The 26,313-nt window shown below is 58.2% G+C and carries 29 protein-coding genes; 16 read left to right on the top strand and 13 right to left on the bottom strand.

Annotated features, from left to right (window positions below; translation table 11 throughout):
• The first annotated feature begins 11 nt into the window (after positions 1-11).
• From AC2FLJ_RS12825 to AC2FLJ_RS12815, 3 genes are read left to right on the top strand one after another with little or no spacing between them, the layout of a single operon-like run.
• On the top strand, positions 12-161 hold the full coding sequence (locus AC2FLJ_RS12825) for a hypothetical protein (RefSeq protein WP_496706099.1): 150 nt from the start codon (positions 12-14) through the stop codon (positions 159-161).
• A gap of 53 nt (positions 162-214) precedes the next feature.
• Positions 215-1,480 carry a diaminopimelate decarboxylase gene (gene lysA, locus AC2FLJ_RS12820; RefSeq protein WP_496706097.1) on the top strand — a complete coding sequence of 422 codons (1,266 nt, stop codon included), beginning with the start codon at positions 215-217 and terminating at the stop codon, positions 1,478-1,480.
• Positions 1,481-1,516: 36 nt separating this feature from the next.
• Complete coding sequence (locus AC2FLJ_RS12815) at positions 1,517-4,063, top strand: TIGR02302 family protein (RefSeq protein WP_496706095.1); 2,547 nt, start codon at positions 1,517-1,519, stop codon at positions 4,061-4,063.
• A 6-nt stretch (positions 4,064-4,069) separates the two neighbouring features.
• On the opposite strand, the gene AC2FLJ_RS12810 is transcribed toward AC2FLJ_RS12815, so the two are convergent.
• Positions 4,070-4,801: a zinc-ribbon domain-containing protein gene (locus tag AC2FLJ_RS12810; RefSeq protein WP_496698748.1), complete on the bottom strand. Its 732-nt coding sequence runs from the start codon at positions 4,799-4,801 to the stop codon at positions 4,070-4,072.
• A gap of 184 nt (positions 4,802-4,985) precedes the next feature.
• Here AC2FLJ_RS12810 and AC2FLJ_RS12805 point away from each other — a divergent pair, with 184 nt between their 5' ends.
• From AC2FLJ_RS12805 to AC2FLJ_RS12790, 4 genes are read left to right on the top strand one after another with little or no spacing between them, the layout of a single operon-like run.
• Positions 4,986-5,663: a cell division ATP-binding protein FtsE gene (locus AC2FLJ_RS12805; RefSeq protein ID WP_058273548.1), complete on the top strand. Its 678-nt coding sequence runs from the start codon at positions 4,986-4,988 to the stop codon at positions 5,661-5,663.
• A complete protein-coding gene (locus AC2FLJ_RS12800) occupies positions 5,660-6,559 on the top strand; it encodes a cell division protein FtsX (RefSeq protein ID WP_282120101.1) in 900 nt (299 codons plus the stop codon). The genes AC2FLJ_RS12805 and AC2FLJ_RS12800 overlap by 4 nt, the downstream gene beginning before the upstream one ends.
• Positions 6,559-7,299: a lysophospholipid acyltransferase family protein gene (locus AC2FLJ_RS12795; protein WP_496698751.1), complete on the top strand. Its 741-nt coding sequence runs from the start codon at positions 6,559-6,561 to the stop codon at positions 7,297-7,299. The genes AC2FLJ_RS12800 and AC2FLJ_RS12795 overlap by 1 nt, the downstream gene beginning before the upstream one ends.
• Positions 7,286-7,891, top strand: coding sequence for a pyridoxamine 5'-phosphate oxidase family protein (locus AC2FLJ_RS12790; protein ID WP_282169813.1), 606 nt, complete (start codon positions 7,286-7,288; stop codon positions 7,889-7,891). The genes AC2FLJ_RS12795 and AC2FLJ_RS12790 overlap by 14 nt, the downstream gene beginning before the upstream one ends.
• 8 nt (positions 7,892-7,899) lie before the next feature.
• Here the strand turns inward: AC2FLJ_RS12790 and AC2FLJ_RS12785 are convergent, their stop codons facing one another.
• A complete protein-coding gene (locus AC2FLJ_RS12785; protein ID WP_496698753.1) occupies positions 7,900-8,493 on the bottom strand; it encodes an NAD(P)H-dependent oxidoreductase in 594 nt (197 codons plus the stop codon).
• Between the two features lie 101 nt (positions 8,494-8,594).
• Here AC2FLJ_RS12785 and AC2FLJ_RS12780 point away from each other — a divergent pair, with 101 nt between their 5' ends.
• Positions 8,595-9,173 (top strand): TetR/AcrR family transcriptional regulator, encoded by a 579-nt coding sequence (locus AC2FLJ_RS12780; protein WP_496706094.1) that lies wholly within the window; start codon positions 8,595-8,597, stop codon positions 9,171-9,173.
• A gap of 19 nt (positions 9,174-9,192) precedes the next feature.
• On the opposite strand, the gene lpdA is transcribed toward AC2FLJ_RS12780, so the two are convergent.
• From lpdA to mdh, 10 genes are all read right to left on the bottom strand, one after another.
• Positions 9,193-10,581: a dihydrolipoyl dehydrogenase gene (gene lpdA, locus AC2FLJ_RS12775; RefSeq protein WP_496698757.1), complete on the bottom strand. Its 1,389-nt coding sequence runs from the start codon at positions 10,579-10,581 to the stop codon at positions 9,193-9,195.
• Between the two features lie 89 nt (positions 10,582-10,670).
• The gene (locus tag AC2FLJ_RS12770) at positions 10,671-11,060 is read right to left on the bottom strand and encodes an MAPEG family protein (RefSeq protein WP_472722843.1); all 390 of its coding nucleotides are present in this window, start codon (positions 11,058-11,060) and stop codon (positions 10,671-10,673) included.
• Positions 11,061-11,144: 84 nt separating this feature from the next.
• Entirely contained in the window at positions 11,145-11,414 is a 270-nt protein-coding gene (locus tag AC2FLJ_RS12765) for a hypothetical protein (protein ID WP_058273540.1), read from the bottom strand.
• Between the two features lie 2 nt (positions 11,415-11,416).
• A complete protein-coding gene (gene odhB / locus AC2FLJ_RS12760) occupies positions 11,417-12,931 on the bottom strand; it encodes a 2-oxoglutarate dehydrogenase complex dihydrolipoyllysine-residue succinyltransferase (RefSeq protein WP_496698760.1) in 1,515 nt (504 codons plus the stop codon).
• Between the two features lie 3 nt (positions 12,932-12,934).
• Positions 12,935-15,892 (bottom strand): 2-oxoglutarate dehydrogenase E1 component, encoded by a 2,958-nt coding sequence (locus tag AC2FLJ_RS12755; RefSeq protein WP_058278793.1) that lies wholly within the window; start codon positions 15,890-15,892, stop codon positions 12,935-12,937.
• Positions 15,889-16,431, bottom strand: a complete 543-nt coding sequence (locus AC2FLJ_RS12750; RefSeq protein ID WP_496706093.1) for a DUF805 domain-containing protein — start codon at positions 16,429-16,431, stop codon at positions 15,889-15,891. Before AC2FLJ_RS12750 ends, AC2FLJ_RS12755 begins: the two co-directional genes overlap by 4 nt.
• On the bottom strand, positions 16,428-16,940 hold the full coding sequence (locus AC2FLJ_RS12745; RefSeq protein WP_496706092.1) for a DUF805 domain-containing protein: 513 nt from the start codon (positions 16,938-16,940) through the stop codon (positions 16,428-16,430). Before AC2FLJ_RS12745 ends, AC2FLJ_RS12750 begins: the two co-directional genes overlap by 4 nt.
• Positions 16,941-17,089: 149 nt before the next feature.
• Positions 17,090-17,971: a succinate--CoA ligase subunit alpha gene (gene sucD / locus AC2FLJ_RS12740; protein ID WP_058273535.1), complete on the bottom strand. Its 882-nt coding sequence runs from the start codon at positions 17,969-17,971 to the stop codon at positions 17,090-17,092.
• Between the two features lie 83 nt (positions 17,972-18,054).
• Positions 18,055-19,248 (bottom strand): ADP-forming succinate--CoA ligase subunit beta, encoded by a 1,194-nt coding sequence (sucC, locus tag AC2FLJ_RS12735; protein ID WP_058273533.1) that lies wholly within the window; start codon positions 19,246-19,248, stop codon positions 18,055-18,057.
• A 363-nt stretch (positions 19,249-19,611) separates the two neighbouring features.
• Positions 19,612-20,574 (bottom strand): malate dehydrogenase, encoded by a 963-nt coding sequence (gene mdh, locus AC2FLJ_RS12730; protein WP_496706090.1) that lies wholly within the window; start codon positions 20,572-20,574, stop codon positions 19,612-19,614.
• Between the two features lie 160 nt (positions 20,575-20,734).
• Here mdh and AC2FLJ_RS12725 point away from each other — a divergent pair, with 160 nt between their 5' ends.
• Positions 20,735-21,490 (top strand): sulfite exporter TauE/SafE family protein, encoded by a 756-nt coding sequence (locus AC2FLJ_RS12725; protein ID WP_496706088.1) that lies wholly within the window; start codon positions 20,735-20,737, stop codon positions 21,488-21,490.
• Here AC2FLJ_RS12725 and AC2FLJ_RS12720 read toward each other — a convergent pair whose 3' ends face one another.
• Positions 21,491-21,790 carry a hypothetical protein gene (locus AC2FLJ_RS12720; protein ID WP_282120109.1) on the bottom strand — a complete coding sequence of 100 codons (300 nt, stop codon included), beginning with the start codon at positions 21,788-21,790 and terminating at the stop codon, positions 21,491-21,493.
• Between the two features lie 170 nt (positions 21,791-21,960).
• Between AC2FLJ_RS12720 and AC2FLJ_RS12715 the strand changes: the two genes are divergently transcribed.
• The 7 genes from AC2FLJ_RS12715 to sdhD all read left to right on the top strand — a co-directional run bounded on the left by AC2FLJ_RS12715 (position 21,961) and on the right by sdhD (position 26,313).
• Complete coding sequence (locus AC2FLJ_RS12715) at positions 21,961-22,818, top strand: HpcH/HpaI aldolase/citrate lyase family protein (protein WP_058278787.1); 858 nt, start codon at positions 21,961-21,963, stop codon at positions 22,816-22,818.
• A gap of 6 nt (positions 22,819-22,824) precedes the next feature.
• The gene (locus AC2FLJ_RS12710; RefSeq protein ID WP_058273530.1) at positions 22,825-23,379 is read left to right on the top strand and encodes an NnrU family protein; all 555 of its coding nucleotides are present in this window, start codon (positions 22,825-22,827) and stop codon (positions 23,377-23,379) included.
• 12 nt (positions 23,380-23,391) lie between these two features.
• Positions 23,392-23,598, top strand: coding sequence for a DUF1737 domain-containing protein (locus AC2FLJ_RS12705; protein ID WP_496698764.1), 207 nt, complete (start codon positions 23,392-23,394; stop codon positions 23,596-23,598).
• Positions 23,598-24,626, top strand: coding sequence for a MaoC family dehydratase (locus tag AC2FLJ_RS12700; RefSeq protein WP_496698766.1), 1,029 nt, complete (start codon positions 23,598-23,600; stop codon positions 24,624-24,626). The genes AC2FLJ_RS12705 and AC2FLJ_RS12700 overlap by 1 nt, the downstream gene beginning before the upstream one ends.
• Before the next feature lie 57 nt (positions 24,627-24,683).
• On the top strand, positions 24,684-25,346 hold the full coding sequence (locus AC2FLJ_RS12695; RefSeq protein WP_109312898.1) for a DUF1194 domain-containing protein: 663 nt from the start codon (positions 24,684-24,686) through the stop codon (positions 25,344-25,346).
• Positions 25,347-25,546: 200 nt separating this feature from the next.
• Positions 25,547-25,930, top strand: a complete 384-nt coding sequence (sdhC, locus tag AC2FLJ_RS12690; RefSeq protein ID WP_058278905.1) for a succinate dehydrogenase, cytochrome b556 subunit — start codon at positions 25,547-25,549, stop codon at positions 25,928-25,930.
• 11 nt (positions 25,931-25,941) lie between these two features.
• Positions 25,942-26,313 (top strand): succinate dehydrogenase, hydrophobic membrane anchor protein, encoded by a 372-nt coding sequence (gene sdhD / locus AC2FLJ_RS12685; RefSeq protein ID WP_496698770.1) that lies wholly within the window; start codon positions 25,942-25,944, stop codon positions 26,311-26,313.

The following is a 26,313-nucleotide window of genomic DNA, read 5'->3' as shown; positions in this document are numbered from 1 at the left end:
AAGTCAAGACAATGAAAATCATCGGCCTGATCCTCTCGCTTGTCGTACTGGCAGCTTGCGACCCCACATATAAACCCCGCCCCGAGCACGCAGAGACATCAACCGGGAACGGCATCAAAATCTCGGGCTATGGCCGGGTCGGTGTTTCCACATCGAACTGATCTTGCGCGGAATCCATTGATCCGCGTGGCCATTTTGGTCTAAGCGCGCAGTCATGGATCACTTTCTCTACCGCGACGGCGCGCTATACGCCGAGGATGTCCCGATTTCCGAAATCGCAGCTGCGGTCGGAACACCATTCTATGTTTACTCCACCGCGACGTTATTGCGGCATTTCCAGCTTTTCGATGATGCGCTGGACGGCATGGATCATCTGGTCTGTTATGCGATGAAGGCGGCCAGCAATCAGGCGATCCTGAAGACGCTGGCACAGGCCGGTGCGGGGATGGATGTGGTCTCGGGCGGGGAATACCTGCGTGCCAAGGCGGCTGGCGTGCCAGGCGACAAGATCGTGTTCTCGGGCGTTGGTAAGACTGCGGATGAGATCCGCGCTGCGCTGAGCGGTGGTATCCGCCAGTTCAACGTCGAATCCGAACCCGAGATGGAAGTGATCAACGCCATCGCGTTGGAGCTGGGAGTGGTCGCACCAATCACCGTACGGGTGAATCCGGACGTGGACGCCAAGACCCATGCCAAGATTGCCACCGGTAAGTCCGAAAACAAGTTCGGCATTCCGATTGCGCGCGCCTCCGAGGTCTATGCACATGCGGCCAGCCTTCCGGGGCTGGAGGTGATCGGTATCGACGTCCATATCGGCTCGCAACTGACCGAGTTAGAGCCGTTCGAGATGGCCTACACCAAAGTCGCCGAACTTACCGAAAAGTTGCGGTCCGAGGGACACAATATCCGACGCCTTGATCTGGGCGGGGGATTGGGCATTCCATACACCCGCGCCAATGACGCTCCACCGTTGCCGGTGGAGTATGGCGCGTTGATCAAGAAAACGCTGGGCCATCTGGGCTGCGAGATCGAGATCGAACCTGGCCGCCTGATTGCCGGAAACGCCGGTCTGATGGTCAGCAAGGTAATTTACGTGAAATCTGGCGAGGGCCGTGATTTTCTGATCCTCGACGGCGCGATGAACGACCTGATCCGTCCGGCGATGTACGAGGCACATCATGACATCGTTGCCGTAAATGAACCTGCTCCGGGCGTTGAGCAGCAACCCTATGACATTGTTGGCCCGGTTTGCGAAAGCGGCGATACTTTTGCCAAGGAACGCAATATGCCGCCGCTGGCACCGGGCGATCTGGTCGCCTTCCGCAGTGCCGGGGCCTATGGCGCGGTGATGTCCAGCGAGTACAATACCCGCCCCCTGATCCCAGAGGTTCTTGTGCACGGGGATCAATTTGCAGTTATTCGTGAACGGCCAAGCTTTGACGAAATCATAAACCGCGATACCATACCTGAGTGGCTTTGACGCGATAGGCGCGTGGGCCCGATCAGGAGGCCCGCTTTGCGCGCAAAACACAACCTGCCGATCCCAAGACTGTCCCTGTGGCTGACGCACGCAGGGATGCTGGCCGAGCAGTTCTTGCGTGCATTTTGGCCCTTTTTCTCGGTTTTGATGGCGATTCTGGCGGCTTTGATGCTGGGTTTGCAGGACGAGGTCCGCGTTGAAATCGTCTGGGGCGTGGGCGCTGTCGCACTGTTGGGGCTGGCCGCTACGCTGTTTGTTGGTGCAAGGCGATTCCATTTCCCTTCACGTGCCGAAGCGCTGATGAGGCTGGATGCGGCGATGCCGGGGCGGCCTATCCAAGCTTTGATAGATGATCAGGCCATCGGCGCGATGGACGCGGATTCTGTTGCGTTGTGGCGCGCGCACCAGAATAGGATGGCGCGACGTGTTGCGCAGGCCGAACCTGTCAAACCCGATTTGCGGCTGGCGGATCGCGACCCTTATGCGCTGCGCTATTCGGCGTTGCTGGCGCTGGTGATCGCGGCGATGTTCGGGTCGTTCTGGCGCATCGGCTCGGTGGCCGAGATGACGCCGGGCGCCGCCGTGGCAGGGCAAGGTCCAAGCTGGGAAGGCTGGGTTGAGCCGCCCCGTTACACCGGGCTACCGACGCTGTATCTGGCTGATCAATCCGATCCGACGTTGTCCGTTCCGCAGGGCAGTCGTATCACTCTTCGCTTCTACGGGGAAATCGGCGCGCACAGTTTGACGGAAACCACCACGCCTTTGGGCACTGAGGCGGCCACCGAGCCGGAGCAGGATTTTGTCGTCGAACGCTCGGGCCAGTTCAAAATCGACGGCCCATCGGGCCGCGACTGGGCGCTGAACGTTATTGCGGATACCCGCCCACAGGTGGCCGTGGCCGGTTCCGCCGAGTCCGAGGCCGGCGGTCAGATGAAACTGCCATTTGCTGCCAGCGATGATTATGGCGTGGTATCCGGCTCGGCTGTGATCGAATTGGATCTGGCCTCAGTCGACCGGCAGTATGGTCTGACGGCTGCGCCTGAGCCGCGCGAGGTCATAACGGTTGAACTGCCCATGCCGATCACCGGCGACCGGGCGGATTTCACCGAAGATCTTATCGAGGATTTTTCACAGCATCCATGGGCGCATTTGCCGGTAAAAATCACTTTGATGGCCCGAGACGCGGCGGATCAAGAGGGGCAATCCGAGCCTTATGCGACTGCGCTGCCCGCCCGTCGGTTCTTTGATCCGCTGGCGGCTGCCGTAATCGAACAGCGCCGCGATCTACTGTGGACGCGCGAAAACGCGACCCGGGTTTCGCAGATGCTGCGGGCGGTATCGCACCTGCCCGAAGAGCTTTTCCGGTCCGACACCGCCTATCTGCGCTTGCGCGTGATCCTACGCCGGTTGGAAATGTTCAACGAGTACGGCCTGAAACAGGAACAGCAGGCAGAAATCGCCGAGGCGCTTTGGGAGCTAGGCGTTCTGATAGAAGACGGCACCCTTGCCGACGCGCTGGAACGCATGCGCCGGGCGCAGGAACGTCTGACCGAGGCGATGAAAAACGGTGCCACCGATGAAGAGATCGCCGAGTTGATGCAGGAATTGCGCGAGGCAACACAGGACTACATGCGCCAATTGCAGCGTCTGGCGCAGGAAAACGGCGATTTCGACGAGAACCAGCAAGGTCAGGACGGCGAGTCCATGCAAATGACGCAGGACGATCTGCAGCGCATGATGGACCGAATTCAGGAGTTGATGGAACAGGGCCGCATGGCCGAGGCGCAGCAAGCGCTGGAAGAGTTCCAGCAGATGATGGAGAATATGCGCGTTACCCAGGGCCAGGGTCAGGGACAACAGTCCGAAGGCCAGCAGGCGATGGAAGGATTGGCCGAAACTCTGCGCGAACAGCAGGGTCTGAGCGATCAAGCCTTCCGTGATCTGCAGGAACAGTTCAACCCCGGCGCGCAAGCCGGCGAAAGCCAGGGCAACGAAGGCCGCTCGGGTGGGCAGGGCCGGGGCCAGAGCCACGAAGGACAAGGCGGTCAGGGTCAGGGGACTGACGAACAGGGCAGCGGCAGCCAGCAAGGCCAGGGGTCACTTGCAGATCGCCAACAGGCTTTACGCGATGAGCTGAACCGCCAGCAGCAAGGATTGCCCGGAACCGGAACGCCCGAAGGTGACGCCGCGCGCGATGCGCTGGACCGTGCCGGGCGCGCGATGGAGGGTGCCGAGGAAGCCCTGCGCGGCGATGATCTGGCCGAAGCAATCGACCAACAGTCCGAAGCGATGGAGGCCCTGCGCGAGGGCATGCGATCCCTGGGCGAAGCGCTGGCGCAAAACCAGCAGAACCAGCCGGGCCAAGGTTCGCAGGAAGGCGACATGCAAGCCGACAACCGTGATCCGCTGGGCCGTAGCCCGGGGGCCAATGGCACAATCTCGACCGATGAAAATCTGCTGCAGGGTGAAGATGTCTATCGCCGCGCTCGCGAATTGCTGGACGAAATCCGTCGCCGGACTGGGGAATCGGATCGCCCCCAGATCGAACTTGAATACCTCAAACGCCTGTTAGAGAGGTTCTGATCTAAGTCAGTTCTGAGAGGTGCCAGACCCGGTCTGTGCCTCAAGCCACAAACGCGCCTGATCCACCAGAGAGACATAGCTGTTGAGAACCGGATCAGCCTGCGGCACCGCTTCGGAAATCTTCTGAGAATTGCTGTAGATCAGCAACAGGATCACGCCGATAATCAGAATCAGCAGGAACCCGCGCCGGAATCCGCCAGACTTGCGCGGTGGGGGCATGTCTTCGTCCAGCTTTGGCAGGGGGTCGTCGCTGCGTAGGCTGGAATTGATTGCCTCGACGTCCGGCAGCGCGTCTTTCTGACCGAAATCCTTTGCGGTTTCTGTCGCGATCAGGTCCTTAGCGGCTTTTTCCACTTCGGGCGGCGCGTCGAGTGCCAAATCGGTCTGCGTCTCAAGGCTGCCGCCTTCGTGGGCGCGCAGGTCTGCTTCGCGGGCCGCTTCTTCCTTGAGGATGTTGGCAACCGCCGGGTCGACATTGCCGGTCGAGGAATCTGCGGCAGGTTCGGGTTCTGATTTGGGCTCTTCGACAGGTTTCGCGACAATCTCTGGCGTTTCCGCCTTTGCCGCGGGTTCGTCCGCGGGCGGTTCCGGCTTTACCGGTTCAGATGCAGTTTCGGGGTATTTGGCCTGAAACCAAGTCTTTTCGCAGTTGGAACACTGCACATCGCGGCCTTCCTCGGGAATGACCTCGTCTGGCACTTCGTACTGAGCACCACAATTCGGACAAGTAAGACGCATGCTGCCTCCCGGTCGGGGGCCCGACCTGATAATAGTTTTTTCAGGGATGTTATTCCGTTAAGACCTGACCGCAAAGGGTGTTTTCGGTTTCACACGGCAAGTGTCACCAATTCGACCCGGTGCAGGCATTGAAACCACAACCGCGCTCGGGCAAGAAGGGCGGCAACAATAATTGGGGGCCCTTGTGATCGAGCTGGAAAACGTCAGCTACACCTATGGTGATGGTGAGTTGCTAAGCGACGTGTCGCTTCAGTTGCAGCCGGGGTCGTTCCATTTTCTGACCGGTCCGTCGGGTGCGGGCAAGACGACCTTGCTCAAGCTATGTTATGGCGCGTTGCTGGCCACATCAGGACGGATGACCGCATTTGAGCAGGACATTGCACGCCTGGACCGAGATCAGATGGCGCTGCTGCGTCGCCGGATCGGGGTCGTGCATCAGGATTGCCGATTTCTGGACCATATGACCTTGGCTGAAAACGTCGCTTTACCTTTGATGGTGTCCGGCAAAGGCGAGAATGCGCAGAAAGAAGACCTGCTGGAATTGCTGAACTGGGTCGGGCTGGGCACACGGCTCGATGCGCTTCCGCCGGAGCTTTCCGGGGGTGAGCGTCAGCGCGCAGCTTTGGCGCGGGCGGTTATCTTGTCGCCGGACGTTGTGCTGGCCGATGAGCCGACCGGCAATGTGGATTGGGAAATGTCCCAGCGATTGCTGCGCCTGCTGGTCGAGTTGAACAAGATGGGCAAGACCGTGCTGATCGCGACCCATGACCTGAGCCTGATCCGCGCGGCCAAAAGCCAGGTTCAGGCCCGTGTCCTTCGGATATCGCAGCGCCAGATTCAATTGGCGGGGGCGGATCTATGAACAAGGGCACCATCCGCAGCATGCTGGTGCGCGACAAACGCGCAGATCGGGTTGTTCCACCATCCGGCTACACGGCGCAGCTGACACTGTTCGTTTCTGGCGCGATGGCCTTTCTGGCCGTTTTCGCGCTTGCCTTGTCGCTGGCATCAGGCCGGCTGGCCGACCGTTGGGCATCGGAACTAGCAGGGGCTGCCACTTTGCGTATAAACGCGCCCGCCGAACAGCTTTCCGCCCAGACCGAGGCCGCGCTGACCGTGCTGGCCCAAACCCCAGGCGTTGCGTCGGCACGCGCCCTGACCGCAGAGGAACAGGTCGCGCTTTTGTCCCCGTGGTTCGGTCCTGATTTGCCGCTGGATACGCTGCCTATTCCGCAACTGATAGAAATCATCGAGGGCGAACCGGGTCTAGATACCGCTGGCTTGCGCTTGCGACTTGGCGCCGAAGTGCCCGGCGCCGTGCTGGACGACCATTCACGCTGGCGCGAGCCGCTGGTCGAGGCGGCAAACTCGCTGCGGCGATTGGGCTGGGTGTCTATCCTGCTGATTGGCGGCGCAACGGCGGCGATGATCACGCTGGCGGCCAATGCCTCACTGGCGGCCAATGCCCAAATCATCGAAGTCCTGCGCCTTGTCGGTGCCCGTGATCGTTTTATCGCCAGCGCATTTGTACGGCGGTTCACATATCGCGCTTTCTTCGGTGCCCTCGTTGGCGTGCTGTTCGGCATGACCGGTGTTCTGCTGTTGCCCGAAGCCTCAGTTGAAGGCGGGTTTCTGACCGGATTGGGTTTTCAGGGGGTTGGCTGGCTGTTGCCTGCGCTGATACCTCTGCTGGGGGCTGCGGTGGCGTTCTTGGCCACCTGGACAGCGGCCGTGCGCAAATTGAAGGAGCTTTCGTGATGGTTACAGCGATCCAATGGGTGCGCTCTTTGATCTTCATGATCGTGATTTATGCGTGGATGCTGATCCTTGGTATCGTTTTCGCGCCCTACGCGCTGTTTACCAAACGCGGGGCATTGCAAGCCTGTAAAACCTACGCGCGATCGACGATCTGGTTGGCCAGCTGGATGGTTGGCATCCGTTGTGAGGTTCGCGGAAACGTTCCCGTGGACGAGGTCGTGATCGGAGCCAAACACCAGTCCTTTCTCGACATCATCATGATTTTCAGCGCCATTCCGCACGGCAAGTTCATTATGAAAAGGGAACTGCTGTATACCCCGGTTATCGGTCTCTATGCCCGCCGCCTTGGGTGTATACCGGTTGATCGCGGCAGAAAGGGTGCTGCCGTCGCCAAGATGGTCAAAGACGTGGCTAAAGAGTTCTCTGAGCCCGGGCAGCTTGTGATTTACCCGCAGGGCACGCGCGTCGCACCGGGGGCGAAGAAACCCTACAAGGTCGGGACAGCGGTTCTGTATGAAGGACTGGGCTTTCCTTGTGTGCCGGTTGCGACGAATGCCGGTGTCTTCTGGCCGCGTACCGGGGTTATGCGCAAACCTGGTCTTGCAATCGTCGACTTTCTTGACCCGATCGAACCGGGTGTGGGGCGGGATCAATTTCTTGAACGTCTGGAAGACGTGATCGAAACACGATCCAATGCATTGATGCGAGAAGTGGGGTTTGAACCGGATGGAGCTCATTAAGAACATCGAAACGCTTGAGGCGCTCTACGGCACACCGGGCGCGCCTTCACTGCGCAAAGTGGCCAGACAGCTCACTCCGCTTTATCGCAAATGGATCATGGCGTCGCGCCTGTGCATCCTCAGCACCGTCGGGCCCGAGGGTGTCGATGGCAGCCCGCGAGGTGACGACGGCCCGGTTGTACTGGAACTTGATCCGCACACACTGGCGATGCCTGACTGGCGCGGAAATAACCGGCTGGACAGTCTGCGCAATATCGTGCGCGACCCGCGAGTGTCGTTGATGTTCATGGTGCCGGGGTCCAACAGTGTCGTACGATTGAATGGCACGGCGCATGTGACGGCTGATGAAAATTTGCGCGCGCAGTTCGAAAAGCAGGGCAAAAAACCAGCAACAGTAATCGTTATAGAAATCACTGAGATTTACACCCAATGCGCCCGCGCTTTGATGCGCGCCCGTACTTGGGTCAGTGGCGACGAGACCGCGCATGTGCCGACCGTCGGTGAAATCCTCGCCGAGGCGTCGGACGGCGAGGAAGGCGGCACGCAATATGATCAGGAGTGGGGTGTGCGCGCCGCGAAGACGATGTGGTAGGCGCGGGATCAGGCTGCCGCGGCACCGATCCGGGCTACCTTTGATATCCAACGATCCACGCTGCCGGGTTTGGGATAGCTGGCGCCCGAAAAGTAAGTGAACCGGGTCGGTTTGAAGCCGACAAATCCCAGAATCTGATCGCGGATCTGGCGGATCAGTGCTTGCCTGTAGATGAAACGCATGAACCAACCCGGCGTGTCAGATGTAAGGATGACCCGCGCCGTGCGCCCTGTCAGCATAGGTGCTGGAAAGCCGATCCTTGTAGTATTCCGCGTGTCGAAGGTGCGTCCGGGGATGAATGCCCTGTCAATCAAACCTTTCAGCTTGGCCGGTAAGCCGCCCCACCACATCGGCGCCGTCAGGACAAGGTGTTCGCTCCATTCAAAATCCTGCAGCACTTGTTCCAATGCGGGTTCTAACGGTTTGAAGTCCTCATAGTTTCCCTGACCGAAATCTTGGTCAAATTGCAGGTCGCTTAGGTGAATCATGCGAACGTCGTGCCCCTGTTGTTTGGCCGCGTCGGCATAGGTTTCTGCAAATGTTCGGGACAGGCTGGTTTCGCCTGGGTGTCCGTCGAGGATCAGGATTTTCTTAGGGTGCATCGCGAATCTCCAAAAATGACCGTGGTCGGTTTATTATTGGAAAAAATGACCACGGTCAATTACAAATTTGACCACGGTCAAAAAACATGCGAATAGAGCATATGCAAAAGACAGTTCAAAAGAGAACCCTCAAAACGCGCGCCCGATTAATCGAGGCCGCAGAGGACGTTACCGAAAGAAATGGCTATCAGGCTTTGCGAGTGGAAGACGTGGTTCAGGCAGCCGGGGTCGCAAAGGGAACCTTTTTTTCGCATTTCCGGGACAAAGACGCGCTAATGGAAATGCTGATTGGTGAGAGGCTGGTTGCCTGTTTCGATCAGGTCGAACAAGGTCCTGTCCCTCGCACGGCTCCCGAAATCGCCGATGCCCTGCAACCGATCCACGCCTTCATGACGTCCGAGCGTTATGTGTTCGATCTGATCATCCGGTACTCAGGCGCTACCGCAATCACCGAGATCGGGCCCATAGCGCGCTGCTTCGAACGCTATGTCCGACTGGTCGCTGGTTGGTTGGAAACCGCGAAAGTGCGCAAGGACATTTCCCCCGATTTGTTGGCCGAGGGGGTTCAGGCCTTTGCTATTCAGTCCATGTCGCTGAAGTTTTGCGCGCTGCATGAGGCAGAGAGCTTTTCAGATAGGTTAGAAATCTATCTGGACGCGTGGTTAACCCCGGCAGCCTGACGGCGGCCGGGGTTTCATATTAACTGTGAATCGGTCCGTCGCCACAGGCCAACGCAGCCTCACGCACGGCTTCCGAATAAGTTGGGTGGGCGTGGCAGGTCAGGGCCAGATCCTCGGCCGAGGCGCCGAACTCCATCGCCACACAGACTTCATGAATCAGATCGCCGGCACCGGGGCCGATGATGTGGCAGCCCAGAATGCGGTCGGTTTCCTTGTCGGCCAGGATTTTGACAAACCCATCGGTCATTAAGTTCGCCTTGGCGCGGCCGTTGCCCATGAACATAAACTTGCCGACCTTATAGGCGCGGCCCTGTTCTTTCAGGGTCTCTTCGGTTTCGCCAACATTGGCGACCTCGGGCCATGTGTAGATCACACCCGGGATGACGCCGTAGTTCACGTGCCCATGCTTGCCCGCAACCTGCTCGGCTGCGGCCATACCTTCATCTTCGGCTTTGTGCGCCAGCATGGGGCCTTCTGTTACGTCACCGATGGCGTAAATGCCCGGCACGTTTGTCTGCCAATCGGCCCCCACTTTGATCTGACCACGCGGTGTCATTTCAACACCCAACGCTTCCAGACCCAAACCATCCGAGTACGGTTTGCGTCCGGTGGCGACCAGTACTGTATCAGCCTCGATCACATGTTCGCTGTCATCCTTGCGCAGTTTGTAGGTCACCTTTGCCTTGGTCTTGGTGGCTTCGGTCTTTTGGACCGCCGCGCCCATGACAAATTTTAGGCCTTGTTTCTTGAGGATGCGCTGGAAGGTTTTCTGAACTTCGGGGTCCATGCCAGGGGTGATCGCGTCGAGGAATTCAACCACAGTCACCTCCGCGCCTAGACGCTGATAGACCGAGCCCAGTTCCAGCCCGATCACGCCCGCGCCGATCACCACCAACTTCTTTGGCACCTTGTTCAGCGACAGAGCGCCGGTCGAAGTCACCACAACCTTTTCGTCAACGTCGACACCGGGCAGTGAGGACGGTTCGGACCCAGATGCGATAATTATGTTCTTGGCGGTGTGAACCTCGTCGCCCACTTTGACCTGACCCGCGGCAGGGATCGAGCCCCAACCTTTCAACCAGTCGATCTTGTTTTTCTTGAACAGGAACTCGATACCCTTGGTATTGCCGTCGATCGTTTCCTGCTTGTAGCCCTGCATTTGTTTCCAATCGACCGAGGGGCTTTTGCCCTTCAGGCCCATCTTGGCAAAGTTATGCTCGGCCTCGTGAAGCTGATGGCTGGCATGCAGCAGCGCCTTCGAGGGGATACAGCCCACGTTCAGGCACGTGCCGCCCAGAGTTTCACGCCCTTCGACGCAGGCAGTCTTCAGACCCAGCTGAGCGCAACGGATGGCGCAAACATAGCCGCCGGGGCCTGATCCGATTACGATAACGTCATAATTTGCCATGTGTCAGGTCCTTATCGTTTACGGGGATGGCGGCAATTTTCTGCACGCCGGGGCGTTTCCCCATTACATTATCCATGCCAGCGACTGAATCAAAAGACAGCCGCCAGCAACATTACGGTGTTGGCCGCCAAGCCAACGATCCAGATCACGGTTCGCCAAGGCGTCCAACCCAATGCGTAGGCGGGGACGTAGAGGATGCGGACGATCAAATAGATCCAGCTACAGGCCGCAGTGAGCCCGTTCGACTGGCCCGAAACCGTCACGACAAGCGCCGCAATTGCGAACAGAACCAACCCTTCGGTGTGGTTGCTGAGGGCACGGTGCAGACGCCCCGAAACCCCCGGTTTGTCAAAAGGGATATCTCGCGGGCCAACCGCAAGACCAAGGTCAATCTTACCGTGCCCGGCAGCCAGGTAGACTACGAATTGTGCGACCCAAAGTAATGCGGCAAGGGTCAGGACGGTTAGTTCCGTGGTCATCCAGTGGTTCCCTTTGAGCAGTCGAAAGTCATCGCGTTACCCGTTCGTGCCGCGCCCCCAATGGGCAGGCGCAGCTTCATGCTTTCAGACAGGGTCCAGAACCTTGGTCTGGATATGTGCCACGCCACCACGTTCGTGGTGCATGGCCAGCTCTTCGGATTCGATGAAGCTCTGGGCCCGGTCGAGATCGGTGATCTCGAACAACGCGACCGCGTGGTCCTTGCGATCAGGGTCTTTCCAGATATGGAGGTCGCGGATGCCCGCGGCCTCTCTCATCGGTTTGTCTTCTTCAAACACCTTCAGCCAGACATCAAAGTCGGCCACGTCGGCTTGCCAGAGTACATGTGTCGCCATGATTACAGATCCATCAGCAGACGGCGCGGGTCTTCCAGCGCCTCTTTCACACGTACAAGGAACGTCACCGCGCCCTTGCCGTCAACAATCCGGTGGTCATAGGACAGTGCCAGATACATCATCGGGCGGATCTTGATCTCACCATTGATGACCATCGGACGGTCCTGGATCTTGTGCATGCCAAGGATACCCGACTGCGGTGGGTTCAGGATCGGCGAAGACATCAGCGAGCCATAGACACCACCATTCGAGATGGTGAAGGTGCCGCCCTGCATCTCTGCCATGGACAACTTGCCGTCGCGGGCGCGCTTGCCCTTTTCGGCGATAGCCTTTTCGATATCCGCGAAGGACATGCTGTCGGCGTCGCGGATGACAGGAACAACCAGACCTTGCGGCGTACCGGCGGCAACGCCCATGTGCACGAAATTCTTGTAGACGATGTCCGTGCCATCGATCTCGGCGTTGACTTCCGGAACCTCTTTCAGCGCGTGACAGCATGCCTTGGTGAAGAAGGACATAAAGCCCAGTTTCACGCCGTGCTTTTTCAGGAACAGGTCTTTGTATTCATTGCGCAGGCCCATCACCTCGGTCATGTCCACCTCGTTGAAGGTGGTCAGGATTGCCGCAGTGTTCTGCGCATCCTTCAAACGCTTGGCGATGGTTTGGCGCAGGCGGGTCATGCGCACACGCTCTTCGCGGGCGGCATCCTGTGCTGCGACCGGTGCCCGAGGCGCTTGCGCCGGTGCCGGTGCTGCCGCCGTAGGTGCCGGGGCCGCAGCCGTAGCCGCTGCGCGGGCAACATCCTCTTTCATGATCCGCCCATCACGACCGGTGCCTGTGACCTGATCCGCGGACAAACCGGCCTCTGCCATAGCTTTTTCGGCGGATGGCGCGTTGGCGATGTCCTTGCCGGTGCTTGCTGCTGCAGCCGGGGTTGCCGCCGCAGCTGCCGGAGCAGCGACGGACCCTGCCGCTGCGCCGGAAATCACCGCCAGTTTGGCCGACGCCTCAACTGTTGCGCCTTCGGGGGCAACGATTTCTGCCAGAACACCCGCAGCCGGGGCCGGAACCTCGACCGAGACCTTGTCGGTTTCCAGCTCACACAGCATCTCGTCCTGTGCGACGCTGTCGCCGACCTGTTTGAACCATGTCGAAACGGTCGCTTCAGTCACGGATTCACCCAAGGTCGGCACCATGACGTCAACACTGCCGCCAGACGCCGCCTGAGCAGCCGCAGCCGCCGGGGCCGGTACGGCTACCGGGGCAGGAGCTGCGCCTTCACCTGCAGCGATGGTGGCCAGCAGAGCGTCAACGCCAACGGTTTCACCTTCTGCGGCGACGATTTCGCCCATCACGCCAGCGGCAGGAGAAGGGACTTCGACGGTGACCTTGTCAGTCTCCAACTCACACAACATTTCATCAACCGCGACGGCGTCGCCGGGTTTCTTGAACCATGTCGCAACCGTGGCTTCGGTAACCGACTCGCCAAGCGTGGGAACTCGAACTTCAATGGACATCGATTATTTTCCTTCAATGCTCAGCGCTTCGTCGACCAGCGCTTCTTGTTGGGCTTTGTGTTGGCTGGCCAGACCCGTTGCGGGAGAAGCCGATGTGGAGCGGCCGACATAACGCGGCCGTGTGTGCTTGGCGCCGATGCGGGTCAGAACCCATTCGATATTCGGTTCGATAAAGGTCCATGCACCCTGGTTCTTGGGTTCTTCCTGACACCAGATCATTTCGGCACCCTTAAAGCGCTCCAACTCATTAATCAGCGAATGCGCCGGGAAGGGATAGAACTGCTCAATCCGCATCAGGTAGACATCATCGATGCCGCGCGCATCGCGTTCTTCCAGCAGATCGTAGTAGACCTTGCCGGAACACATCACCACGCGTTTGACCTTGTCGTCCTTGACCAATTTGGTTTCCGAGTTTCCGTGCTGTGCATCGTCCCACAACACGCGATGGAAGCTTGAACCAGTGGTGAACTCTTCTGCTGTGCTGACCGCCAGCTTGTGGCGCAGTAACGATTTGGGCGTCACCAGGATCAGCGGCTTGCGGAAGGTCCGGTGCAGCTGACGGCGCAGGATGTGAAAGTAATTCGCAGGGGTCGTGCAGTTGGCCACGATCCAGTTGTCCTGACCACACATCTGCAGGAACCGTTCCAGACGCGCTGACGAGTGTTCAGGCCCCTGACCTTCGAAGCCGTGTGGCAACAGGCAAACCAGACCGGACATGCGCAGCCATTTGCTTTCGCCCGAGCTGATGAACTGGTCGAACATAATTTGCGCGCCGTTGGCAAAATCGCCAAACTGCGCTTCCCACAGGGTCAGTGCATTTGGTTCCGCCAGTGAGAATCCATATTCAAAGCCCAGCACCGCATATTCGCTGAGCATCGAGTCGATTACATCGTATTTCGACTGGCCCTCACGAATGTTGTTCAGTGGGTAGTACCGTTCTTCAGTTTCCTGATGTATGAAACCCGAGTGACGCTGACTGAACGTCCCGCGCGTCGCATCTTGCCCTGACAGGCGCACCGGATAGCCTTCGGTCAGCAGAGAGCCAAAGGCCAGGGCCTCACCAGTCGCCCAGTCAAACCCTTTGCCGCTTTCGAACATCTGTTTCTTTTGATCCAAAAGACGTGAGACGGTACGGTGCACTGCGATATCTGCTGGTGTGTGGCTCAGCGCGTTGCCAATCTGCGCCAGCGTTTCCGGTTTAATTGCTGTGTCACCGCGGACATATTCATCTTTGTTCTTGTCCAGATGCGACCAGCGCCCGTCCAGCCAGTCAGCCTTGTTGGGCTTATAGTCTTTGCCCGCCTCGAACTCATCATTCAGATGCGCCTGGAAGGCGGCCTTCATATCCTCGATTTCGCCTTCGGGGATAAGGCCGTCTTTCACGAGACGCTCGGTGTACAGCGACAGCGTGGTCTTATGCGTCTTGATCTTCTTGTACATGATCGGGTTGGTGAACATGGGCTCATCGCCCTCGTTATGCCCGAACCGGCGATAGCAGAAGATGTCGATAACCACGTCCTTGTGGAACTTCTGCCGGAATTCGGTCGCAACCTTGGCGGCATGTGTTACAGCCTCGGGATCGTCGCCATTCACGTGGAAGATCGGTGCCTCAACCATCAGGGCGATATCGGTGGGGTAGGGGCTGGAGCGGCTGAAATGCGGCGCGGTGGTAAAGCCAATCTGGTTGTTCACCACGATATGCATCGTGCCGCCGGTCTTATGACCCTTAAGGCCGGACAGGCCAAAGCCTTCGGCGACAACACCTTGACCCGCAAAGGCCGCATCGCCGTGCAGCAGGATGCCCATAACCTTGGTCCGGTCTTCGTCACCCAACTGATCCTGTTTTGCGCGAACCTTGCCCAGAACAACCGGGTTCACAGCCTCAAGGTGGGAGGGGTTTGCAGTCAGCGACAGATGGACACTGTTGCCATTGAATTCACGGTCGCTGGACGCGCCGAGGTGGTATTTCACATCGCCTGAACCATCCACATCTTCGGGTTTGAAGCTGCCGCCCTGGAACTCGTTGAAGATGGCGCGATAGGGTTTGCGCATCACGTTGGCCAGAATGTTCAGGCGGCCCCGGTGCGGCATGCCGATGACGATATCACTGACACCCAGCGCACCGCCGCGCTTGATGATCTGCTCCATCGCGGGGATCAAGGCTTCGCCGCCGTCCAGGCCGAAACGTTTGGTGCCCATGTATTTAACGTGCAGGAACTTCTCGAAGCCTTCGGCCTCGACCATCTTGTTCAGGATCGCCTTGCGGCCTTCCTTGGTGAACTGAATTTCCTTGCCGTACCCCTCGATCCGTTCCTTCAGCCACGCGGCTTCTTCCGGATTTGAGATATGCATGTACTGCAGCGCGAATGTGCCGCAATAGGTCCGTTTCACGATCTCGACAATCTGGCGCATGCTGGCCATCTGCAAACCCAGCACGTTGTCGATAAAGATCGGGCGGTCCATGTCGGCTTCGGTGAAGCCATACGTCCTGGGGTCCAATTCCGGGTGGGTGCTGGCGGCGCGCATGCCCAACGGGTCCAGATTAGCAGCAAGATGGCCCCGGATACGATAAGCCCGGATCAGCATCAGCGCCCGCAGACTGTCCAGAACGGCGCGTTTGATTTGGTCTTCGCTGACCTGAACGCCCTTGGCCTCGGCCTTGTCCTTAATCTTGTCGCCTGCCGCCTTGGCGTCGATTTCGGCCCATTCGCCCGTCAACGCGCCAGTAAGGTCATCCGTCGGCATCGGAGGCCAGTCGGTCCGAGCCCAGGATGGCCCTTCGGCCTCGCGCTGGACGTCCGGCGTGGCGTCGCCCATCGCCCGGAAAAAATCGACCCAGGCCGCATCTACAGCGTTCGGGTCCTTGGCGTACTGGGCATAAAGCTGCTCCAGATATTCAGCATTATGCCCCTGCATAAAGCTAGAAGCATGAAAGGCAGAATTGGGCGTATGTTCGGTCATTGGGCTACCTCATGTGGGTTGGGACCGTATTGATTGGTGCCTGGTTGGCTGGGGCGGGTCAGCCACCACAGAACCAGGAGGGGCGACACAAACAAAACAAGCAGTGTCGGGATAACGACCAGCAACGTGGCGCGGGTGAATAGGATGTCCAGATTACCGCCATGCTGGAAATGGGATGCGAGGCCGATGCCAAAGATCAGCACGGCAAAGGCGCCGGCAATCAGCAGGATCGGAAGCAAGGCAAAAAGCCCACTGCGCCCGGTGTCATGCATCCGTCGCCACGCGACGGCCAGATGCGGAATGAACACGATCAAGCTGACGATGCTTTGCACCGGCTGGTTGGATGTCGCGGTGACTTGTTTGACTTCATCGGTCTGTGTCGTGGCGACCTGTGTGAAGAACTGCCAGTCGATGATCCCGGCGATGACGTTCCAGATCACGATGAACAGGAAAAAGAACCAGTACTCGGGCCGCGAGGCACGACCTGAGAAGGTGAAAAACTTGGAGAAACAAGTGCGTATGGCGTCGGAGAAGGTCATGGGGTCACTCCTAACTCGGGCGCTCCGAAACGATTGCTTTGCGGATCTGATGCTACAAGCATCATGCCAATAACGTTGGCGGCAATTAGCGCGCTTGAGATAAATCCAACAAGGAGCACAATTGCTACTAGCACCAAAGCGAATAACCCCAGAAAAAGGATTCCGAAACCGCTACCGGTTAGCAGCACCAACCCGAGCCAGTACATCATCTGATAACCGAGCCAGAGAGTAATCAGAGGCATGAAAGGATAGAATGCCTGACGACCCTCCTCCCCAGTGTCTTGTAACCGGCGGCTCATGGCCGATAGCAGAGGAACAGATGCTACCATTACTACAAACAGTTGCCAGATGCCCAAAATCTCGGCGTTCTGCCAGTTAAGTTGTGTAATCGCTAACATCGGAAAGACCAGCGCGACCGGCGCAAACCACCAGAATTCTGAGCGTGTGGCTCTGCCGGAATAAACCAAGGTTTTCCGCAGTCCGGTCGATATAGCCTGCACTGGTCCCATCAATATTGACCCAACCGGTGAGCATTGCCGGGCAGCGCCCGACCCGCCTCGTTTTGCCGAAGGCAAACCAATGTTTTGGTGGGCGGGCGCATTGCACCCACCCTCGGGCCGGGCGCTGCCCTCAGAACATATACCCGGCCCTCGGTCACTTACCCAATCGCTTCCAGCACAGCCTCACCCAACTGGGCGGGGCTTTCGGCTACGACAATACCGGCCGAGCGCATGGCTTCGATCTTGTCCTCGGCACCGCCTTTGCCGCCGGCGACGATCGCGCCTGCGTGGCCCATGCGGCGGCCCGGAGGAGCCGTGCGACCCGCGATAAAACCAGCGGTGGGTTTCGAGCGGCCCTTCTTGGCCTCATCCGCCAGGAACTGCGCGGCTTCTTCCTCGGCCGAGCCGCCGATCTCACCGATCATGATGATCGAGTGGGTTTCGTCATCCGCCAGGAACCATTCCAGCACGTCGATATGTTCAGTCCCTTTGATCGGGTCGCCGCCGATGCCCACACAGGTGGACTGGCCCAGGCCTACGTCTGTTGTCTGTTTCACAGCTTCATAAGTAAGCGTACCCGAGCGGGAAACGACACCCACGCTCCCGCGTTTGTGAATGTGGCCGGGCATGATGCCGATCTTGCAGGCGTCGGGCGTGATCACACCGGGGCAGTTCGGCCCGATCAGGCGTGACTTGCTGCCTTCCAGCGCGCGCTTCACCTTCATCATGTCCAGAACCGGGATGCCTTCGGTGATGCAGACGATCACTTCCATCTCGGCATCAATCGCTTCGAGGATCGAGTCTGCTGCAAAGGGCGGCGGTACATAGATCACGCTGGCATTGGCTTCGGTCACATGCTTGGCCTCGTGGACCGAGTTGAATACGGGCAGGTCAAGATGGGTCATCCCGCCTTTGCCGGGGGTCACGCCGCCGACCATCTTGGTGCCATAGGCGATGGCCTGTTCAGAGTGGAATGTGCCCTGCGAGCCGGTAAAGCCCTGACAGATCACTTTGGTATTTTCGTCGATGAGGACTGCCATTTGGCATTCTCCTGTTTTAAGCGGGCCTGAGCCTGCCTGAATTCGTCGGAAAGGTGGGCAAATCCCACCCCACTGAATTGGGATTAGCCTTTGACGGCCTTCACGATCTTCTCGGCACCGTCTTTCAGGTTGTCCGCCGCGATCACGTCCAGGCCAGAGGTGTTGATGATCTCTTTGCCCTTCTCGACATTGGTGCCTTCCAGACGCACGACCAGCGGAACCTGCAGGCCGACCTCTTTCACTGCGGCGACGACGCCCTCGGCGATGACGTCACAGCGCATGATGCCACCGAAGATGTTGACCAGGATGCCTTTGACCTGCGGGTCAGAGGTGATGATCTTGAATGCCTCGGTCACTTTCTCTTTGGTGGCACCGCCACCCACGTCGAGGAAGTTTGCAGGCTCAGCCCCATACAGCTTGATGATGTCCATGGTCGCCATCGCCAGGCCGGCACCGTTGACCATGCAGCCGATCTCACCATCCAACGCGATGTAGTTCAGGTCGTATTTAGAGGCTTCCAATTCCTTGGGGTCTTCCTCGGTCGTGTCGCGCAGCTCAGCGATGTCGGGGTGGCGGTAGACCGCGTTACCGTCAAAGCCGACCTTGGCGTCCAGCACCTTGAGGTCGCCCTTGTCGGACACGATCAGCGGGTTGATCTCCAGCATCTCCATGTCCTTCTCGACGAAGGCGGCATACAGCTGGCTCATCAGTTTGACGCACTGCTTGACTTGCGCACCTTCCAGGCCCAGCGAGAAGGCGATGCGACGGCCATGATAGGGCTGATAGCCTGTTGCCGGATCGACCGAGAAGGACAGGATTTTCTCGGGCGTTGCCGCGGCAACCTCTTCGATGTCCATGCCACCTTCGGTCGAACACACGAATGAGATGCGGCTGGTCTGGCGATCCACCAGCAGGGCAAGGTACAGTTCACGCTCGATGCCGGAACCGGCTTCGATGTAGATGCGGTTGACTTGCTTGCCCGCGGGGCCGGTTTGATGCGTGACCAGAGTACGGCCCAGCATCTTCTTGGCTTCCTCGGATGCTTCTTCCACCGACTTGGTCAGACGAACACCGCCTTTTTCACCGGCGTCAGCCTCTTTGAAGGAGCCCTTTCCGCGGCCACCCGCGTGGATCTGTGCTTTGACAACCCAGAGCGGGCCATCCAGTTCACCGGCTGCGGTTTTGGCTTCCTCAGCGCGCAGAACCGCGCGACCTTCGGAGACCGGAGCGCCATAGCTGCGAAGAAGCGCTTTGGCCTGATATTCGTGAATGTTCATCGAAACTGTCCTGTCTGACTGCGTTACACCGTTATAGGGGTGTCTAGGGGGCAAGTTTAAAGGGTTTTTTGACAGGGAAGCAGTTTTTCACGAAGATTTTCATTATTTGTGATCACGGTTTTTTTGGGTGTGATCACAAAATGCAATGAAGGTCACCCGTTTGATTCGTCGTCGTTGACGGCCTTTAGAATAAAGAGAGAATTCAGCTAGCGCTAAACCTAGCCGGTCCGCCGAGATGGCGGATTCAAACGATTACATGGCAGCTGTGCCGGGGAAATGTCGATTCAATGGCGCCGCAATCGTCCAAAGAAAAACCCGGCTCACCAATGGTAAACCGGGTTCTGAATTACAGCTGAAGAGGGATCAGGCCAGCGAGCTGTCGATGTCCTTGCAAGCTTCGATCAGACCTTTGACGGCATTGACCGAATTGTCGAACCCGGCTTGTTCGTCTTCGTTCAGCTTGATGTCGACGATCCGTTCGACGCCACCGGCGCCGATCACGGTCGGAACGCCGACATAGAGACCGTCAACTCCCAGCTCGCCGCTGCAGTATGCGGCGCAAGGCAGTACGCGCTTTTGGTCTTTCAGATAGGCTTCGGCCATTTCGATCGCCGAAGTGGCAGGCGCGTAGTAAGCCGAGCCAGTTTTCAGCAGGCCAACGATTTCGGCACCGCCATCACGGGTACGCTGAACGATGGCGTCCAACTTATCCTGCGTGGTCCAGCCCATCTCGACCAGATCGGGCAGGGGGATACCGGCAACGGTCGAATAACGCACCGACGGCACCATTGTGTCGCCGTGGCCGCCCAGAACAAACGCGGTGACGTCGCGCATCGAGACGTTGAACTCTTCCGACAGGAAGTGCGCGAAACGGGCCGAGTCCAGAACGCCAGCCATGCCGCAGACTTTGTTGTGCGGCAGGCCCGAGAACTCACGCAGAGCCCAGACCATCGCGTCCAGCGGGTTGGTGATGCAGATCACGAACGCGTCGGGCGCGTGGGCTGCAATGCCTTCGCCAACCGACTTCATGACTTTCAGGTTAATGCCCAACAAGTCATCGCGGCTCATGCCGGGTTTGCGGGCGACGCCAGCGGTGACGATGCAGACGTCTGCGCCTGCGATATCGGCATAATCGCTGGTGCCGGACATGGCTGCGTCGAACCCTTCCGAAGGGCCGGATTCAGCGATGTCGAGCGCTTTGCCTTGCGGCAGCCCGTCTGCGATGTCGAACAGGACTACGTCACCCAGTTCTTTGACAGCTGCGAGGTGCGCAAGCGTGCCGCCGATGTTCCCAGCGCCGATAAGCGCAATCTTGGGTCTGGCCATTTGGAAAATCTCCGGTCGGAATTGAAATCGCGGCTGTGCTAGTCGCTAAATGGCTTTCGCGCAAGTGTTCAGCGGCGCGGCATGCAACCGCATACCGTTTGCACTGCCTGTGCTGATTGCGCTAAACGGCCAAGGATACAGGCCGAAACCGGGGCGCTGCATGTTCGAATTGAACCTGATGTTTTTTGTTGTAGCGATCCCGGCTGTGATCTTTGCGGGTATTTCGAAGGGTGGCTTTGGCTCGGGCGTGGCCTTTGCGTCCTCATCGATTCTGGCGTTGATATTGGAGCCGGGGCAGGCACTGGCGCTGATGCTGCCGATTTTGATGGTGATCGATGTTGCAACTCTTGGGCCCTATTGGAAACGCTGGAGCTGGCCGGATTCGCGCCTGTTGATCCTTGGGGCCGTGCCTGGCGTGGCGTTGGGCGCATGGCTTTATCGCGCCACCGATGATGATCTGCTGCGCCTACTGATCGGGGGGATTTCCATTGGTTTTGTCGTTTGGCACGTCAGTCAATCCAAAGGCTGGGTGCGCGGCTTCACAAACAGACTGCCTGCCCCCGCCGGACTGTTCGCTGGACTGGTTGCCGGCTTCACCAGCTTTGTCAGCCATGCGGGCGGCCCGCCAGCCGCCGTTTACCTGCTGTCGCAACGCCTGTCGAAGACCGAGTTTCAGGCCAGCACTGTATTGGCCTTCTGGGTCATCAACATCACGAAATTTGTGCCTTACGCCTATCTTGGCCTTTTCACTTGGCACACCGCGTGGGCCGATCTGCTTTTGACACCATTTGCGATTCTTGGTGCCTGGCTGGGCGTCCGGGCGCATTTCATGCTGTCCGAGCGCCTGTTCTTTGGCATCGCCTATGTGCTGCTGGCGCTCACGGGCAGTAAACTGATCTGGGACGCTTTGACCTGATCAGACGTTGGGCGGCAGGGCATCGGCGATCATTTCATAAGCCTGACCCGAGGCAACAAGGCAGGTCATTCCATCCGGCAATGTCACGGTGATCGTCCAGCTGCCGCTTTGGTCCGACGCATAGAGCTCCATCACCGCGCCTTGACGCGCGATGCCGATCCCCTGGCGCGTTTCGCCGTAAGTTTCGGTCAGCCGTTTTATCACCTCGTCACGTGGTGCGCAGTTGCGGGCGTGGGCCTGTTGCGCAGCCAGAACCATGATTCCGAGGCCCATCGTCATCTTCAGCAGTGTCTTGTGCATCTTTGACCCTTTTCGATTTCTTTTGCCGGTCAGGGTGCCGCCGTTGGACCGAAATCCGGTTAAAGGAACGCACGTTGCGTCGCAAATGCTGCGATGCGGCGATTTTGCGCTTGAACTTTCCGACAAAAAATGCCCAATTCCGCGCAACTTTATTTCTTCGGGAGAAGCCAATGGACTCGCGCCAGCGCCCCTATCGTTCTGTTCTTTATATCCCCGGTTCGAAAGACCGGGCGTTGGACAAGGCACGCACTTTGCCTGTGGACGCGATCATTTTTGATCTTGAGGACGCGGTTTCTGCTGATGAGAAGGGCAATGCACGCGAAACGCTTAAGGCGGCTCTGGCCGCGGGCGGTTATGGGGAACGGGTCAAGATCGTGCGCATCAACGGTCTGGATACCGAATGGGGCCGTGCTGACGCTGAGGCCGTGCGCGAGATGGATGCCGATGTGGTCCTGCTGCCCAAGGTGAATTCAGCTGCGGACGTGGACGCATTGGCCGCGATTACCGGTGACCTGCCAATCTGGGCGATGATGGAAACCCCGCGCGGGATGCTCAATGCGGCCGAGATTGCCGCCCATCCGCTGATGGCGGGGTTTGTCATGGGGACAAATGATTTGGCGAAGGAGTTGCAAACCCGCTTCCGTCCAGATCGCCTGCCCCTGATGACTTCGCTGGGCCTGTGCCTGCTAGCCGCCAAGGCCGAGGGGCTGATCGTTGTCGATGGTGTCTACAACGCATTCAAGGACGCCGAAGGTCTGGCCGCCGAATGTGCGCAAGGCCGCGACATGGGTTTTGACGGTAAAACCCTGATCCATCCCGCACAGGTCGATGTCACCAATGCAGCCTATGCCCCGTCGGAGACCGAGATCGATCTGGCCCGTCGCCAGATTGCCGCTTTCGAAGAGGTTGAGGCGCAAGGACAGGGCGTTGCCGTGGTCGACGGCAAGATCGTTGAAAATCTGCACGTTGTAACTGCCCGCGAAATTCTGGCAAAAGCGGAGGCAATTACAGCTTTGCAAGCGGGGTAAGCCAGCATGGGCTTTGTTCTTCTCATTCTCGGTGTGGCACTTTGGTGGGCCGCGCATCTGTTCAAACGTGTGATGCCAGAGCGTCGCGCTGCGATGGGCGACGCCGGCAAGGGCGCGGTCGCGCTGGCCTTGGTGGCATCGATCCTGCTGATGATCTTCGGCTATCGCATGACCGACTTCATCCATGTCTGGGCCCCGCCGAGTTTTATGATCCATATCAATAACCTGCTGGTGTTGATTGCGATCTACATGATGAGCCCCGCCGGAACCAAGGGCCGCGTACTGAACAAGCTGCGCCATCCGATGCTGGGCGGGTTTAAACTGTGGGCTTTTGCGCATTTGCTGGTCAATGGCGATCTGGCCTCGATCATCCTGTTCGGCGGGTTGTTGGCTTGGGCCGTTGTCGAAGTGATCGTGATCAACAAGTCGCAGCCTGACTGGACCCCCGGTGAACCCGGAACCTATGGGAAGGACGCGATGTTCTTTGTGGCCTCGATCGTGCTGCTGGGTGTCATCGGCTACGTTCACGGGCTGGTCGGCCCGTCGCCGTTCCCCTCGTAAGGATCTGACATCATGGCAAAACTCTACCGTTTGTTGACCGAAGAAGACACCTCGGCCTTCTGCCACAAAGTAACAGACGCATTGGCAAAAGGGTGGGAGCTCTATGGCGACCCGTCCTATGCCTATGACGAAAACAGCCGCATGATGCGCTGCGCGCAAGCCGTGACTAAAGAGGTCGAGGCCAACTATTCACCTGACATGAAACTGGGACAGCAATAATGGCAAAAACCAATTCGGGCCGCTTTTTCGAGGATTACTCCATTGGTCAGGTGTTGCACCATGCCGTGCCGCGCACGGTGACCAATGGCGAGCGGGCGCTGTACCACGCGCTCTATCCGGCGCGGCATGCGCTGTATTCCTCGGACGAGTTCGCCCGGAATTGTGGTCTGCCGCAAAGCCCGATTGATGATCTTGCTGCATTCCACGTCGTGTTTGGCAAGACTGTCCCTGATGTGTCGCTGAATGCGGTCGCCAATCTGGGGTATGCTGAAGGGCGCTGGCTTAAGCCGGTCTATCCCGACGATACCTTGCGTTCGGAATCCGAGGTGATCGGCCTCAAACAGAACTCGAACGGCAAGACCGGTGTTGTCTGGGTGCGCACGCGCGGTCTGAACCAGCGCGATGAGGTTGTCATCGAATACGTGCGTTGGGTCATGGTGCGGAAATCGGATATGGATGCGCCCGCGCCCGAGACTGTGGTGCCTGAACTGAAGAAGTCGCTGGATGCGAAGGATCTGATCGCGCCCGAGGGCCTTGATTTCTCTCAGTACGATTTCGCTCAGGCTGGTGAGGCGCATCGCTGGGGCGACTATGAGATTGGCGAGAAAATCGATCACGTCGATGGCGTCACGGTCGAAGAGGCCGAACATATGCTGGCGACCCGCCTGTGGCAGAACACCGCCAAGGTGCATTTCGATCTGACCTTCCGCCCCGAAGGGCGGCTGATCTATGGCGGTCACGTGATTTCCATGGCGCGGACCCTGTCGTTCAACGGGCTGGCTAATGCACAGATGATCGTTGGCCTGAACGGTGGCGCGCACGCTAACCCCTGTTTTGCGGGCGACACGATCAAGGCCTGGTCCGAAGTTCTGGACAAGGCGGAAACTGCCATTCCGGGCGTCGGCGCCGTGCGCCTACGGTTGGTCGCAACCAAGGGCGGCGCGCCGTTTGAGTTGAAAAACGAAGACGGTCGTTATCTGCCCAATGTCCTGCTTGATCTGGATTACTGGGCTTTGATGCCGATCTGATACTCGTGGTGACATTCATTTGATCGCAGCCAGCGCCAATCGTGTTAGGCTGTGGTCATGACCTTGCTTCGCACAATAGCTGCCTGCGTCTGTCTGACGCCACCTGCATATGCTTGCGATTTGGCATTGGCACTCGCTGTAGACGTCTCGGGGTCGGTCGATTCGACTGAGTATCGAATACAAATGGATGGCCTAGCAGCCGGTTTGCGTGACCCGATCGTGTCCGAGGCATTGGTGCGCGGGAAAGCCCGCGTGATGCTGGTGCAGTGGACAGGGTCCTCTCGTCAGATGGTCACTGTTCCGTGGACACATATCGACAGTTTCGAGGCAATTGATCAGTTTGCTGTAAAAGTGGCCAACGATCCAAGGGTCTGGCGCAACTTTTCCACCGCAATTGGCGAGGCGCTGGAATCGACCATGTCTTATTTCGATACGGTGTCAGATTGCAAACGCCACCTGATCGATATCTCTGGCGATGGGGTGTCGAACGAGGGGGTTGAACCATCGGACGTCCACAGAATTCTGCGGACACGCGGTGTGACGGTGAACGCGATTGCAATCGAAGAAAGCGAACCGGATCTGACCGCATATTTCTTTGAAAATGTGATCGTGGGCGAGGGGGCGTTTGTCGTCTCAGCCTCAGGGTTTGCTGATTATCCCGAGCGGATTCGTAAGAAACTGCTGCGCGAGGTGACCCAGCAAACCGCTGATTTGAAATAGCCGCACAACAGAATCGAATCTGAAGGCGCTAACATCGTGATGGATGGAAAACATTTTGTGATCACGAGTTTATTTTGTGTGATCACATAATGCAAATATCCGTCATTTTGCGTCAATTGTGAACTTTTTTGCATCTGCAGCACGTGACAGAACCGCAAAAAACAGTAAAACCTTCGGAAGCCAACCGTAAAGGAGCCAACATGGCCGATGTAAATCGGGGCAACCGCCCTCTTTCACCTCACCTCACGATCTACCGCCCCCAACTGACTTCGATGACATCGATCCTTGTGCGCATCACGGGTATTGCGTCACTTGCGATCGCATTCTTTGTCGTCTGGTGGTTTCTGGCGGCGGCAACGTCCGAAACGGCATTCAACTTCATCGATGGGCTGATGAGAAGCTGGCTGGGTGATCTGGTGATGTTCGCTGCGACCTGGGCGATCTTCTATCACATGCTGGGTCGTCTGCGTCACGTGATCTGGGATCTGGGGTATTGCGTAGATGTCGGTATCTCCGAAAAGATGGGGATCGGCATGCTGGTGTTGGCCACCATCCTCGCCTTCATCACGGCAATTGCGGTTTAAGGAGATTGGCCATGAATTACCTCACTGACCGCAAACGCGCGCAGGGTGCCGGTGCCGGAGGCGAAGGTACGCATCATCACTGGCAGATGATGGTAAGCTCGGCGGCACTTGTCTTTCTTGTACCGCTGTTTGTCTTCGTCTTCGCAAACGGATTGGGCAGGTCATACGAAGAAGTCCTGGTTTATTATGGCCGTCCCTTCCCGGCGATTGTGACCGGGCTGACAATGGTTGTCGTCATCATCCATCTGGTCCACGAAACTCAGGTCGCAATTGAAGACTATGTCCATGGTGTCGCAGAAAAGCTGAGCCTCATGGCCGTCGCGGCGTTTGGCTACACATTGATAGCTGCCGGGCTGTTTGCCCTGATCAAGCTGGCTCTGTGA

The sequence above is a fragment of the Ruegeria sp. CDSA034 genome, from assembly GCF_059612275.1.
This window is presented reverse-complemented; position numbering and strand designations above follow the sequence as displayed.

Bases quoted from the DNA above. Each gene is read 5' to 3' on its own strand.
- AC2FLJ_RS12825 (WP_496706099.1), top strand. From the start codon at position 12: ATGAAAATCATCGGCCTGATCCTCTCGCTTGTCGTACTGGCAGCTTGC.
- lysA (WP_496706097.1), top strand. From the start codon at position 215: ATGGATCACTTTCTCTACCGCGACGGCGCGCTATACGCCGAGGATGTC.
- AC2FLJ_RS12810 (WP_496698748.1), bottom strand. From the start codon at position 4,801: ATGCGTCTTACTTGTCCGAATTGTGGTGCTCAGTACGAAGTGCCAGAC.
- AC2FLJ_RS12800 (WP_282120101.1), top strand. From the start codon at position 5,660: ATGAACAAGGGCACCATCCGCAGCATGCTGGTGCGCGACAAACGCGCA.
- AC2FLJ_RS12795 (WP_496698751.1), top strand. From the start codon at position 6,559: ATGGTTACAGCGATCCAATGGGTGCGCTCTTTGATCTTCATGATCGTG.
- AC2FLJ_RS12790 (WP_282169813.1), top strand. From the start codon at position 7,286: ATGGAGCTCATTAAGAACATCGAAACGCTTGAGGCGCTCTACGGCACA.
- AC2FLJ_RS12785 (WP_496698753.1), bottom strand. From the start codon at position 8,493: ATGCACCCTAAGAAAATCCTGATCCTCGACGGACACCCAGGCGAAACC.
- AC2FLJ_RS12780 (WP_496706094.1), top strand. From the start codon at position 8,595: ATGCAAAAGACAGTTCAAAAGAGAACCCTCAAAACGCGCGCCCGATTA.
- lpdA (WP_496698757.1), bottom strand. From the start codon at position 10,581: ATGGCAAATTATGACGTTATCGTAATCGGATCAGGCCCCGGCGGCTAT.
- AC2FLJ_RS12770 (WP_472722843.1), bottom strand. From the start codon at position 11,060: ATGACCACGGAACTAACCGTCCTGACCCTTGCCGCATTACTTTGGGTC.
- AC2FLJ_RS12765 (WP_058273540.1), bottom strand. From the start codon at position 11,414: ATGGCGACACATGTACTCTGGCAAGCCGACGTGGCCGACTTTGATGTC.
- odhB (WP_496698760.1), bottom strand. From the start codon at position 12,931: ATGTCCATTGAAGTTCGAGTTCCCACGCTTGGCGAGTCGGTTACCGAA.
- AC2FLJ_RS12755 (WP_058278793.1), bottom strand. From the start codon at position 15,892: ATGACCGAACATACGCCCAATTCTGCCTTTCATGCTTCTAGCTTTATG.
- AC2FLJ_RS12750 (WP_496706093.1), bottom strand. From the start codon at position 16,431: ATGACCTTCTCCGACGCCATACGCACTTGTTTCTCCAAGTTTTTCACC.
- AC2FLJ_RS12745 (WP_496706092.1), bottom strand. From the start codon at position 16,940: ATGGGACCAGTGCAGGCTATATCGACCGGACTGCGGAAAACCTTGGTT.
- sucD (WP_058273535.1), bottom strand. From the start codon at position 17,971: ATGGCAGTCCTCATCGACGAAAATACCAAAGTGATCTGTCAGGGCTTT.
- sucC (WP_058273533.1), bottom strand. From the start codon at position 19,248: ATGAACATTCACGAATATCAGGCCAAAGCGCTTCTTCGCAGCTATGGC.
- mdh (WP_496706090.1), bottom strand. From the start codon at position 20,574: ATGGCCAGACCCAAGATTGCGCTTATCGGCGCTGGGAACATCGGCGGC.
- AC2FLJ_RS12725 (WP_496706088.1), top strand. From the start codon at position 20,735: ATGTTCGAATTGAACCTGATGTTTTTTGTTGTAGCGATCCCGGCTGTG.
- AC2FLJ_RS12720 (WP_282120109.1), bottom strand. From the start codon at position 21,790: ATGCACAAGACACTGCTGAAGATGACGATGGGCCTCGGAATCATGGTT.
- AC2FLJ_RS12715 (WP_058278787.1), top strand. From the start codon at position 21,961: ATGGACTCGCGCCAGCGCCCCTATCGTTCTGTTCTTTATATCCCCGGT.
- AC2FLJ_RS12710 (WP_058273530.1), top strand. From the start codon at position 22,825: ATGGGCTTTGTTCTTCTCATTCTCGGTGTGGCACTTTGGTGGGCCGCG.
- AC2FLJ_RS12705 (WP_496698764.1), top strand. From the start codon at position 23,392: ATGGCAAAACTCTACCGTTTGTTGACCGAAGAAGACACCTCGGCCTTC.
- AC2FLJ_RS12700 (WP_496698766.1), top strand. From the start codon at position 23,598: ATGGCAAAAACCAATTCGGGCCGCTTTTTCGAGGATTACTCCATTGGT.
- AC2FLJ_RS12695 (WP_109312898.1), top strand. From the start codon at position 24,684: ATGACCTTGCTTCGCACAATAGCTGCCTGCGTCTGTCTGACGCCACCT.
- sdhC (WP_058278905.1), top strand. From the start codon at position 25,547: ATGGCCGATGTAAATCGGGGCAACCGCCCTCTTTCACCTCACCTCACG.
- sdhD (WP_496698770.1), top strand. From the start codon at position 25,942: ATGAATTACCTCACTGACCGCAAACGCGCGCAGGGTGCCGGTGCCGGA.